This is a genomic window from Colwellia sp. MB02u-14, from assembly GCF_014076915.1.
Lineage (GTDB): Bacteria > Pseudomonadota > Gammaproteobacteria > Enterobacterales > Alteromonadaceae > Colwellia_A.
The window spans coordinates 446,876-458,758 of sequence record NZ_JACGUX010000087.1 but is presented as its reverse complement, the minus strand read 5'-3'; the positions used below and the strand labels follow the sequence as shown (position 1 = coordinate 458,758).

Here is an 11,883-nt window from a genome sequence, read left to right as displayed (position 1 = left end):
ATGTCATAAACTTTTAAAAAAAGATTCATAATGTCACAAAAGTGTCATAAAAATTGGGCAGAATATACGTCAAATAATGAGTTAATTTAATCGTTTTACACATAAAAATTCTGACATACATAAGGTATACCTATGAAACTTTCTTACAGCGTTATTGCTACAGCATTATTATCAACGTTTTCTATATCGGCATTTGCCAGTGATGTAAATATTTATGGTAAAGCAAACCTAACGGTTCAATCATCAGACGATGGAGAAGGTTCTTACACCGAAGTTAAAAGTAACGCTTCACGTATCGGTTTTAAAGGTGGACATGATTTAGGTAATGATTTAGAAGTGATTTTTAAAGCTGAGTTTCAAGTTGACCTCGATGGTGATAGTGAAAAAGGCAAGAGTATTACTGACCGTAATCAATATATTGGCTTAAAAGGTAACTTTGGCGAAGTATTGTTAGGCATAAATGATACGGTATTAAAGCAGTCACAAGGAAAGGTCGATTTATTCAGTGATTTAAATGGCGATATTAAGACCCTTTGGAAAGGTGAAAATCGTATGAGCGATACTATTACCTATAAATCACCTAAGGTTAATGGTTTACAATTAGGGGTGACTTATATTGCAGAAGATGCCATTGATACTGAAGATGGTACGTCAATTGCTCTCTTTTATGGTGATAGTGGGCTTAAAAAATCTACCTTTTATGCTGCTATAGCAATTGATTCTGAAGTTAAAGGTTATGATACAAAGCGTTTTACTGTACAGGGCAAACTAGCGGGTTTTACGTTAGGTGCTATTGCCCATACGCAAGAAAAAGTATCCAATGGCAATGAAGTCGACGGTTTCTTATTCTCAGCAAAATATGGTTTTGATAAAATTACCATTAAAGCACAGCTGCAGACTGCTGAGTATGATGGTGATGATCGTTCAGGTATGACACTTGGCGCGGATTACGCATTAGCGAAAAGCACAAAACTATTCGCTTATTACACGACTTTTGATATGGACAGTGAGGCTGATCAAGATTACTTAGCGGCAGGTATAGAATACAAGTTTTAATGAATCTTTGTACAATTATTGTAAAAAAAGCGACTTTTAGTCGCTTTTTTATGGTTTGGCTTTTTGCGCGAAGATAAATGAATTAAACTTGTTGTGTGTAATATAAATGTCATAAAAAGTTATCACAATGGTCAATAAGTAAAGTGTGTATAGACAACGGGAAGTTTACATGAACAGACAAATATTGGTTGTTGAAGATGAAGCGCCGATCAGGGAAATGATTACTTTTGTATTAGAGCAAAATGGTTTTAATGCTATTGAAGCTGAAGATTATGAACAGGCAAAAGCAAAGATTGTTGAGCCTTATCCTGATTTGATTTTATTGGATTGGATGCTGCCAGGGGGCACAGGGGTTAAGTTAGCAAAGTCATTAAAACAGAATGAATATACGCGATCTATTCCTATTATCATGTTAACTGCTCGTGCCGATGAAGACGACAAAGTTAAAGGTTTTGATGCTGGTGTTGATGACTATGTCACTAAGCCATTTTCGCCGAAAGAGCTTATAGCGCGTATCAAAGCCGTTATTCGCAGAGTTTCTCCTACGGCGCTCGAAGAAGCCATTGAATTTCATGGTATGAAACTTGACCCCATCGCTCATCGTGTTTCAATTAATGACAGGTCACTCGATTTAGGGCCAACGGAGTTTCGTTTATTACACTTTTTTATGACTCATACCGAGCGTGTCTATAGCCGTGAACAATTACTTGATAATGTTTGGGGGACTAATGTTTATGTAGAAGACCGAACGGTAGATGTTCATATTAGAAGATTACGCAAAGCGATTACTGGCGAAGGGCATGAATATTTTATTCAAACCGTGCGAGGCTCTGGCTACCGATTTTCAGGAAAACTCAAAACGAGTGCTTAATATAAAATTGAGTTTTCGTACTGTTATTATTTGTCATAGGTAAAAACGACTCACTATGTATTTTCGTTTATCCATCAAAAGTATCATCACGCGTTTATTGACTATCTTGTCAGTAAGCGCGTTATTTGGTTTTTTAATTGGCCAAACTCTCTTAGTACTTTTTATTAGTACTTTTGCCATTTTATGCTGGCACTACCATCATCTACTTAAACTTCTAAAATGGTTGTGGCGCAGTAAAACGCTCTCTCCACCTCAGTCTCAAGGTGTTTGGGGTAAAATATATGATGGTTTATATCGACAAATTAGGCAACATCGCCATAAGCAAAAGCAGCTAAATGAACGTCTTAGAAAGTTCAGAGATGGCGCTGAAGCATTGCCTGATGCAGCATTGGTACTGTCTAATGAACTCACCATTTTGTGGGGCAATAAAAAAGCTCAGCGTATTCTAGGCATTCGTTGGCCCAGTGATGTTGGGCAGCGTATTGATAACCTGATTCGTTTTCCTGAGTTTACTAAGTACCTTGAAGTTGGTGATTTTGAGCAGCCTTGTCATATTATTTCTCCCATGAATAACGATTTACAGTTAGAATTACGTTTAATGGCTTATGGTAGTGATCAGGTGCTTTTTCTTGCTCGAGATGTCAGTAATATTAAAAGATTAGAAGAAATGCGCCGCGACTTTGTTGCTAATGTTTCTCATGAACTTAAAACCCCACTTACGGTTGTGCGCGGTTATGTAGAAATGATACTTACTACTGAGCATGCGCTTGAACCTCATTGGCACAAAGCTTTTGGCACGATAGAAACACAAGTTTCACGTATGGACCGCTTAGTCGAACAGTTATTGGTGCTCTCACGCATAGAAAACCATGCGGATGAAGAAAAAAAGCAACTTGTCGATATGCCTAAGTTAATTAAAACCTTGGTTGATGACACAACTTGGCTTAATCAAGAAAAGCAACATAAAATCACAGCTGATATCGCTAACGACCTGTGGATTGAAGGTATTGACACTGAATTGAAAAGCGCGTGTGTGAATTTAATTTCTAATGCCATCGCTTATACAGATGCTTATGGAGATGTTCATATCTCATGGCAACGCAGTGGTAATAAAGGTAAGTTTTCTGTTAAAGATAATGGGCCAGGTATTCGTCCTGAGCATGTTAACCGTATTACCGAGCGATTCTTTAGAGTAGATAAGTCTCGTTCTCGTGACACTGGAGGTTCAGGCCTTGGCTTATCAATTGTTAAGCATGTATTACACCACCATAACGCTGAATTAGCGATTGAAAGTCAGTGGGGTGAGGGCAGTGAATTTATTATTTATTTCGAAGTATTAGATAAAAGCTAAGGTTATTATTTATGCTTATTTAATGAGAGGATAAAGTGTTAGAATACTCTATTCTCTCATTGATAAGCTCCTTTAGAAGCCATTATTTACTGACGTTAAGAGACTTTAAAGCGCAGTGTTAATTGGTTGAGTGCAGCAGCGATATTACTAATATCTTTACTAGAAGCGGATACTTGCTCAGCACTGGTTGAGTTTTCATTGGCGACATCACTAATTGCGGTAACATTTTTACTAATTTCATTTGAGACACATGACTGTTCCTCTACTGCGGTTGCAATGAGATCTGTCATTTGAGTGATACTCTTTATCTCGCCATTCATTGAAGCAATAACGTCAGCAACATCTTGGGTATTTGCAATCGTCTGTCGACAAACATCCTGGCTAACCTCCATTGCCTTTACGGCATCGGTAGATGCTTTTTGGAGTTTTTTTATCATTAGTTCAATGTTCTTGGTGGATTCTTGTGTTTTTGAGGCTAAGGAACGAACCTCATCTGCAACCACGGCAAAACCACGACCTTGCTCTCCTGCTCTTGCTGCTTCAATAGCTGCATTAAGCGCAAGTAAATTAGTTTGTTCTGCAATCCCTCTGATAACTTCTAGTACTGAGCCAATATCAGTAGAATCTTTTTCTAAATCTTGAATGATATTATTAGCTTGATATATTTCACAACCTAAATTATTTAAATCATCAATAGCTTGGCTAATTTTTGTATTTGCGTGCCCAGATGATGAACTGGCTTTTTGTGCTGAGTGAGCTACATTTGCTGCGTTATGTGAGACTTCATTGATACTTACAGACATTTGTTCAACTGCTGTGGCGATTTGTGCAATATTCAATTTTTGATTTTGCAAGCTGGTCGAAGACTGTAAACTCAGTGCACTAGTTTCCATTGCTACATGGGTAAGGTTATTACTATCATGAATAATTTTACTAATGACATTACGCAGGTGAGTCGTCATACGTTGCATAGCTCCATAAACACTGGAATGATTACTATGCTCTATAAAAGAAATCATCAGATCGCCATCTGCAATAGTTTCTGATATTTTTTGCATTTCAGTAGGTTCTCCACCGAGCGGTTTTAAAATAGACTTTGCTGTTAAAAGTGCAATAATAATAATGCCTAAAACACATAAAACTATAATGTAAAATATATTCTTATACATTTTATAAACAGGTAAAAAAGCTTCTGCCACATCAATCTCAGCCAACAATACCCACGTAATACCATTAATATTAATAGGGGTATATGAAGATAGTACTGGGTTGCTGTTATAGTCATCTATTATTTTATTTCCTGTTTCGCCGCTTAGAGCTAACTTTACAGCCTCGGTATCAACACCGTTTTGCTTTACATTTCCGGCAAAAGACGCTTTGACTGAGTGTGCTTTAGGGTCAAGGAATGAGTCTGAACGCATCAGTAAATCACTTCCTACTAAGTAACTTTCACCACTTACGCCCATTCCAGAACGTTGCTGCATCAAATAATTAATTTCGTCGATTGAAAGTTGTAAGGCAATAACTATTTCTACGCCACTTCTATTGGTATAGGGCAAAGCTATAAAGCCAGCGGGTTCATTATTGCTAGGTGCATAACGGCTAAAATCAGACATTGCAAAGCTTTTGTTATTACTTACTTTCTTATATAGTTTTCCTAAACCTGATTGATTATAGGCGCCGGTTAAAAGGTTTGTTTGGTAATCCGCTTCTTTAGTTACGGTGTAGAAAACATCACCATTTTTATCTATAAGAAAAAAGTCATAATATCCATAAGTATGAATAAAATTTTCAAAAAAATTGTGGTTATTATTAGCACTTATTTTAAGTGATTTAGCTGAAGAGAAATTCAACATATTTCCAACAGTTTCTGACAGTACCTTTATGTTGCTTTTACGTTCATTAAAATAGTCTTTAATTTGAGTTTTTTTTATTTCACGTACCGCAGTTAATTGAGAAAAAACTTGTTTTTCGAGAGCAGAACTTGATATATAGCTGGAAATTAAACCAACAGCCATCGTCGGTAATAATGCGATAGATAAAAAAGTGATCAGTAATTTATTCTTTAAATTCATCATAATTCCTTTTATAAATAATGCAATCTGCCTAATGATCTCGAACAAAGGTTAAACATTGTTCTTGATTAAATGATAATAATTAACGATTTAGTTTTATTTTAGCAATGCCAATTAATTATAGAAAACTTTATTGTTATAAAGTTGCTATTAGAATGTAAAGAATAGTTTTTATTTGTTAATGTAGGCGAATATTAAGGATAATATAGCTTATATCTATAACTGTCATATAAGTGTCACAAACCTTAAATATAATTGTCACATAAGGTTTATATAGTGTTCATAATTAATTAGACCCAAATAAATAATAATTTATTTGGGACAACACTCTTAGTGGAGAATAACATGGGTTTTAAACGTGCTTTAGGCGCTATAGGTTTAGCAAGCTTGGTGAGTTTCTCATCAATAGCAATGGATAAAGATTTACCTGAATATAAAAAAGTTAGTGGTATTTCAGGTAACTTATCTTCAGTGGGTTCAGATACCTTAGCAAACATGATGACATTCTGGGCTGAAGAGTTTAAACGCACTTACCCAAATGTGAATATACAAATTCAAGCCGCTGGTTCATCTACTGCGCCACCAGCATTAACAGAAGCCACTTCAAATTTAGGCCCTATGAGCCGTAAGATGAAGTCGCGTGAAATAGAATCATTTGAAAAACGTTACGGCTATAAACCAATGGCTGTTCGTGTTGCTATTGACGCATTAGCGGTATTTGTTCATAAAGATAACCCTATTAAAGGATTACGTATTGATCAAGTTGATGCTATTTTTTCAAATAACCGCAAATGTGGTGCTGATAAAGATGCAGACCGTTGGGGCGACTTAGGTTTAACAGGTGACTGGGAAGCAAAAGACATTCAACTTTATGGTCGTAACTCAGTTTCTGGTACTTACGGTTACTTTAAAAAGAAAGCCCTTTGTAAAGGTGATTTTAAAAACACGGTTAATGAACAACCAGGCTCAGCTTCAGTCGTTCAATCAGTATCCTCTTCACTAAATGGTATTGGATATTCTGGTATCGGTTATACAACTTCAGGTGTTCGTGCTTTAGCTTTGTCTAAAAAAGGTGACAACTATGTTGAAGCTAATATGGCGAATGCCATATCGAAAAAATACCCATTATCTCGTTTTTTATACGTTTACGTAAACAAGCACCCTAACAAGCCATTAGCGCCAATGGATGCTGAGTTTTTAACAATGGTACTTTCTCAGTCAGGTCAAAAGATTGTAGAAAAAGATGGTTATATTCCACTACCTAATTCGGTTGTTCAAAAAGAATTGAAAAAACTAGGTATCAAGCTTTAATCAATCGACCTAAGTTTATCTTTCAAAAGGTCTGATTCATATCAGGCCTTTTTTTGTTTATATTAACGAGCGAGTACAACTATAAACACAAGCAATAGTTGAGTATCTTAAGCAGGCGCTTATTAGTAAATTTATCGCTACACGAATGAAAAGCTAAACCCTTTCTGTAATAAAACTATAGAAAGGATTTTTTATTGGATAAAGAAAGTTGGGTAACATAATGAAAATTATTGAGATTTAACTTTATCGATATTGTCAATAAAAAGACAAGATATACCGATTAAAAGTGATATTGAAGATAATGCTAAAAATCAGCAGCAGCGTTATCATCAATAGAGGTTTCTAAATTAATACCAAGCGTTACTATGGCTGCTTGCTCATAAAACAACTCAGTATCTACAATCGGGCGATTAAGAAGCCAATGCTGATCAATCTGTAATGTTAAGCTCTGGCCAGAAGCGTTACTGCTAGCAACAGGACAAAACCTATCATCCTGGCGCTGCTGACATAATAAAGTTGCTCGTCGCAATAAGCTGCAAATTTGCTTTAAACTCTCAGGGTTTAATAAATACCACTGGTACTGAGTGAGGGGGTGGGATTTTTTTTCGTTGATTTCCTACCAGCCAGGCAAGTGCGTGCTGCTCTTGGTTAAATCCAACTAAATCGCCATGGGTGAGAATATATTGTCCATGCTTTTGATAACCTGAAGGATTAATGTCAATCCCTAATTCATGTAGTTGCACAGCAAACATTAATAATTCAGTGTAAACGGGTGAAGATACAGCCCATTTCTTTTCAACTTGTGTCAACCATATTTTTAATACTTTCTGAATGATACTGACTTGTATTTGGTTAACATTAAAACGAATTGCTAAGTTATTTACACTGCATTGACGGGTATTATTGTTTATATGGTCTGGCGTCAGGTTTTCAAGTTGTTTATATAAAACGCCTCACGAAGTGCATATTGACAATAATCAAGTGCGTTAATCTCCAAACACTCCATGAGTGCAATGGCAACACTTGAACAAATCAGTTCTTGTCGGTCTTCTTTTAAGCCATCAATATTTAACTCATGGTAATGGCGGTATTTTAATAGTTTTTTTTAACGTATACAGCTGTTTTAATGTGAATGGTTGTGGCAATTTTTCTTCATTGTTAAGTACTTTATATATATATTTGAATGTACCAGAAGTGCCAATAGCGCTTTGCCAACTCACGTTTTTAAACCGCTTGATAACAGAATCTATTTCATGCTTAGCGGCACGAATTGCTTTTTTAAAGCCTTTTTCACTGATTAACCTATCGGCAAGGTAGCTTTGCGTATAGCTAACACAACCAATATTTAAACTGGCTAAAGTCATTATTTCTTGTTGTTTACCAATAATGCACTTGGTACTGCCACCACCAATATCAATAATGAGTTGTTGTCCAAGGTTTTCACTATGATGCGCAACTCCTTGGTAGATTAAACGGGCTTCTTCATACCCTAAAATGATTTCAATATCGTAAGGGAAAACTTTTGCTGCCTCTTGTATGCACGTTTCGATATTTTTGCTTTCGCAGGCTATGAGTCGCGACAATACGAAAATTTTCTTTATGAATATGGACAGCAAAACTGGCTATGTTACCAAGGGTTTTTACGCCCCGGTAAATAGCTTCAGCGCTTAAGTTATTATCTTTATCTCATCCCTGAGCAAGTTTTACACGGTATTTTTCCGAATGTAAAATTTGCAAATGTTCACCTACTTTCTGGCGAGTACAAAGTGAAAACTATTTGAACCAATATCGAGTGCTGCAAAGTAATCTTGTGTTATGTTATGTTCTGTTCATTAGCGATTGTTGGAGGTTTTGGCATCATTTACTCATGATTTTTTACAGTTTTACTCGCCATTGTAGACACACTTTTTATATTTGCTAGGGCTTTTATTAACCATTGCTGGTCTATAAACTCCTGTTCTTGCAAATAATCATAGATAGCTACTTGTGAACGAACACGCTCATTATTATTGTGGCTAACATAGTGATTTTTCTGCTGACGATCAATTATTCTCGCTTTGGTATTATCTTTAAAATGTAGCTCAATGGTATGTAATATTCGTGTTTTTAACTCTTCATCATATATAGGGCAAGCCACTTCTACTCGGTGATCTAAATTTCTTTCCATCCAATCTGCAGAAGTGATAAATACTTGCTTATTTCCCTCATTATGAAACACCATTACTCTAGGATGTTCTAAATATTGATCGATAATAGAAATGACTTTTATTTTTTCACTCATCCCTTTCACACCAGGAATAAGTGAGCACATACCACGTATAATTAAACGAATATTGACTTTAGCGTTGCTGGCCGAATACAATTTGGTGATTAAGCCTTTATCAACTAGATTATTGAGCTTTAAAATTATCTCCGCTTTATCACCTTGCTCGGCAACCTGAATTTCATGATCAATAAGTTGATATAAGCGACGTCTTGCTGTTAACGGTGAAACAATTAAATGATTAAATCGAAAGCGTTTATAACTATGTGAAATAAAAGAAAATACATTATTTACTTCTTGGCAAATTTCTTTATGTTTTGTAAAGAGTGAAAAGTCAGTATAAACGCGTGCGTTATTCTCATGGAAGTTGCCTGTACCAATGTGTGCATATTTCACCGTTTGTTCATCTTCAATTCGAGTAATTAAGCAAAGCTTTGCGTGAATTTTAAGTGTTTCAATACCAAATTCCACATGAATGCCCGCGTCTTTCATTACTTTTGCCCATTCAATATTTGCTTGCTCGTCAAATCTTGCTCGAAGCTCAATAACAACAGTAACCTTTTTACCATTTTTTACCGCTTCAATTAACGAGTGGATGATACGTGAATTTTTTGCAACACGATAAACGTTAATTTTAATGCTTTTAACTAACGGATCATAAGAGGCTTGTCTGACAAACTCGGTGAAATGTTTAAATTTATGATAAGGGTAATACAATAAGATATCGTGCTGATGTATTGCATCAAAAACAGAATCAAAGGCCATAAAACGACTGGAGGCTAGTGGCGGTAATTCTGATTTTTCGAGATTTTTATTTCCTATATTAGGAAACTTTATAAAGTCTTTAAAATGACGATAACGAATGCCGGGTACCAAATTATCAAGTTCTTTTATTTTAAGTGCTTTACGTAAAAATGTGACCATATATTGTGGCATGTTATGGTCGTAAACTAAGCGTACCACATCAGCTTTTAACCGTTGTTTTAACCCCTTAGACATTTGGTCAAGTAAGCTTTCATCAAGGTCGTCAATTAAATTATATTCAGCATCACGGGTGAGCTTTATTGAATAGGCTTCTAATCTATCGTAGTGAAATACCCCTTTAAAAAGCTTTTCAATAAAGAAATGTACAATATCATCAAGTAGCATTATGTATTGACTTTTACTGGGCCGATTTTCGCTAGAGAGCTTTTCTGGGATAAGAATAAAACGCTGAACTTCTTCGCGAGGGATCTCTACCAATGCAAACTGTGTACGTTGTGCCTGTAATTTATTTTCGCAATTTAAGGCGACTAAAAAATAAATACCGTCATCGTCAATACAGTGAGTTAAATGTGTTTTTGAGTGGATAACAATAGGGGTAATATGACGAATAATTCGGTTATCAAAATACTGCTCTAGCCATGATTTTTGGTCAACATTAAGTTTGCTCTCAATATTATTTGATTGATTGTCGTTAAAAAGAATTTCTATATTCTTATCGGTAAGTTGTGAAAAAAGGCGCTCGGCAACACGTTTAAACTCTTCGGTAGAGGCATTGACTTTATCGCTAATTTGCTGATGTAACAGTGTATTGGTTTTTTGTCCGTTGTTTTGAGCAACTTCTAAAATAGCACTTCGACGAATACCCGCAATACGAACACGAAAAAACTCATCTAAATTTGCTGAATAAATACCTAAAAAACGAATACGCTCAATAAGAGGAACTGTTTCATCAGCCGCTTCTTGTAGCACACGTTCGTTGAAGGTAAGCCAGCTAAGTTCTTTGTCAAAAAAGGTAAGAGGATTATTCATCTTGTTTACTCAAACGTAATTGATATTACTGTTAAAACAAGTATAGGTAAAAATATGTCGGTTTTATTATGCCAATAAAGACTGGTGGAAGCAGGCTAATAAAACCGTAAGGGTTAGGTGATAGCCTTATGACTAACGAGAAATATCAACCATTAAATCGTCAGCCAAGTCCTCTAATGCACCTATTAAGCTGTTTGTTTGTTCATTATCAACAGATAAGGTTATTTTCGCTTTAAAAAGTGCTTGTCCTGTATGGGGGGCATTGTCTTGTACGCTAACCAGTTTTAACATATTACCCCCTTGATGATGAATAACAGCCGATATCTCTTCTACAATACCTTCTCTGTCGTTCGCTGTAAGTTCTAAAACAATGTTAGCGGCATTGTTGGCTTTTTCTGGAGTAGCTTGTTCAATGTTTATGGTAAAGCCAGGCAATGCTTTTAAATCACGGGTTAACGCTGCAGATTGAGCTCGCTCTACTGTAATCTCTAGTACACCCGTAAAGAAGCCTGATAAGTGATGTAAACTACTATTTTGCCAGTTACCTTGGTGTTGCTTCACCACTTTTGATAAAGTTTCTACTAAACCAGGGCGATCTTTGGTCATAAATGAAATAACTAAATGGTTCATGATGTGCCTCTATAAAAAGCTGATTTTATATAGTATTAAACTAAACGTGATAATTGTGAAAGCTCTTTGTGAAGTTGGCTTTCATCACCTAGGTTTAATTCAACTAACCTTCTTAAGTGCGTAACGCTGTCAATGTCAATGGCATTACACTGCAAGCCAACCTCGCACTGCAAGCCTGTTTTATCACGGACCTCGTGCACTACGGCAATATGCATTTGAACAATTGATTCACCATTTGTTAAGTCAAAATGTAACAAGCCCAATTTGCCTTTTAATGAGCTTTCAATCTTAGGTACAGTGACTAATGCGCCATTAAGTGAAATGTCGTGGATAGTAACGGGATAATTTTGCTGTTCAACCTCTAATATCGCATTGATTGAAAACAAAATTCGTGTGAATTGACGTCTATTTTCCATTGCTTAAGTTCAAATAGTTAATTGGTAACTTCAGCATAGCTCCCTTTTGTAAAAAAGGCACTTTATTCATGTGAATTTTTATATATTCACATAAATAAAGTGCCTATAACTATTTA

General features: G+C 35.8%; 10 protein-coding genes and 1 pseudogene. 4 read left to right on the top strand and 7 right to left on the bottom strand.

From position 1 onward, the window contains the following. The first annotated feature begins 132 nt into the window (after positions 1-132). The 3 genes from H4J52_RS18405 (at position 133) to phoR (ending at position 3,278) form a co-directional block, all read left to right on the top strand. Entirely contained in the window at positions 133-1,056 is a 924-nt protein-coding gene (locus H4J52_RS18405) for a porin (RefSeq protein WP_182225360.1), read from the top strand. Positions 1,057-1,225: 169 nt separating this feature from the next. Then, entirely contained in the window at positions 1,226-1,927 is a 702-nt protein-coding gene (gene phoB / locus H4J52_RS18400) for a phosphate regulon transcriptional regulator PhoB (protein WP_182225359.1), read from the top strand. A gap of 55 nt (positions 1,928-1,982) precedes the next feature. Further along, positions 1,983-3,278: a phosphate regulon sensor histidine kinase PhoR gene (gene phoR, locus H4J52_RS18395; protein WP_182225358.1), complete on the top strand. Its 1,296-nt coding sequence runs from the start codon at positions 1,983-1,985 to the stop codon at positions 3,276-3,278. 95 nt (positions 3,279-3,373) lie between these two features. Here phoR and H4J52_RS18390 read toward each other — a convergent pair whose 3' ends face one another. Beyond that, positions 3,374-5,353 carry a methyl-accepting chemotaxis protein gene (locus H4J52_RS18390; protein WP_182225357.1) on the bottom strand — a complete coding sequence of 660 codons (1,980 nt, stop codon included), beginning with the start codon at positions 5,351-5,353 and terminating at the stop codon, positions 3,374-3,376. Positions 5,354-5,698: 345 nt separating this feature from the next. On the opposite strand from H4J52_RS18390, the gene H4J52_RS18385 reads away from it, so the two are divergent. Further along, entirely contained in the window at positions 5,699-6,664 is a 966-nt protein-coding gene (locus H4J52_RS18385; protein WP_182181816.1) for a PstS family phosphate ABC transporter substrate-binding protein, read from the top strand. A gap of 304 nt (positions 6,665-6,968) precedes the next feature. On the opposite strand, the gene H4J52_RS18380 is transcribed toward H4J52_RS18385, so the two are convergent. The 6 genes and pseudogenes from H4J52_RS18380 to H4J52_RS18350 form a co-directional block, all read right to left on the bottom strand. After that, positions 6,969-7,193: a hypothetical protein gene (locus H4J52_RS18380; protein WP_182181817.1), complete on the bottom strand. Its 225-nt coding sequence runs from the start codon at positions 7,191-7,193 to the stop codon at positions 6,969-6,971. Between the two features lie 25 nt (positions 7,194-7,218). Next, a complete protein-coding gene (locus tag H4J52_RS18375) occupies positions 7,219-7,575 on the bottom strand; it encodes a hypothetical protein (RefSeq protein ID WP_339379963.1) in 357 nt (118 codons plus the stop codon). An 11-nt stretch (positions 7,576-7,586) separates the two neighbouring features. After that, positions 7,587-8,247, bottom strand: a pseudogene (locus H4J52_RS18365) (hypothetical protein). A gap of 278 nt (positions 8,248-8,525) precedes the next feature. Next, the gene (ppk1, locus tag H4J52_RS18360) at positions 8,526-10,721 is read right to left on the bottom strand and encodes a polyphosphate kinase 1 (RefSeq protein ID WP_182225356.1); all 2,196 of its coding nucleotides are present in this window, start codon (positions 10,719-10,721) and stop codon (positions 8,526-8,528) included. A gap of 132 nt (positions 10,722-10,853) precedes the next feature. Then, the gene (locus H4J52_RS18355; protein WP_182181821.1) at positions 10,854-11,351 is read right to left on the bottom strand and encodes a glycine cleavage system protein R; all 498 of its coding nucleotides are present in this window, start codon (positions 11,349-11,351) and stop codon (positions 10,854-10,856) included. A gap of 35 nt (positions 11,352-11,386) precedes the next feature. Continuing rightward, the gene (locus tag H4J52_RS18350; protein ID WP_182181822.1) at positions 11,387-11,767 is read right to left on the bottom strand and encodes a PilZ domain-containing protein; all 381 of its coding nucleotides are present in this window, start codon (positions 11,765-11,767) and stop codon (positions 11,387-11,389) included. Positions 11,768-11,883 lie beyond the last annotated feature (116 nt).

Excerpts from the sequence above, each read along its gene's own strand:
- H4J52_RS18405 (WP_182225360.1), top strand. The coding sequence starts at position 133 with ATGAAACTTTCTTACAGCGTTATTGCTACAGCATTATTATCAACGTTT.
- phoB (WP_182225359.1), top strand. The coding sequence starts at position 1,226 with ATGAACAGACAAATATTGGTTGTTGAAGATGAAGCGCCGATCAGGGAA.
- phoR (WP_182225358.1), top strand. The coding sequence starts at position 1,983 with ATGTATTTTCGTTTATCCATCAAAAGTATCATCACGCGTTTATTGACT.
- H4J52_RS18390 (WP_182225357.1), bottom strand. The coding sequence starts at position 5,353 with ATGAATTTAAAGAATAAATTACTGATCACTTTTTTATCTATCGCATTA.
- H4J52_RS18385 (WP_182181816.1), top strand. The coding sequence starts at position 5,699 with ATGGGTTTTAAACGTGCTTTAGGCGCTATAGGTTTAGCAAGCTTGGTG.
- ppk1 (WP_182225356.1), bottom strand. The coding sequence starts at position 10,721 with ATGAATAATCCTCTTACCTTTTTTGACAAAGAACTTAGCTGGCTTACC.
- H4J52_RS18355 (WP_182181821.1), bottom strand. The coding sequence starts at position 11,351 with ATGAACCATTTAGTTATTTCATTTATGACCAAAGATCGCCCTGGTTTA.
- H4J52_RS18350 (WP_182181822.1), bottom strand. The coding sequence starts at position 11,767 with ATGGAAAATAGACGTCAATTCACACGAATTTTGTTTTCAATCAATGCG.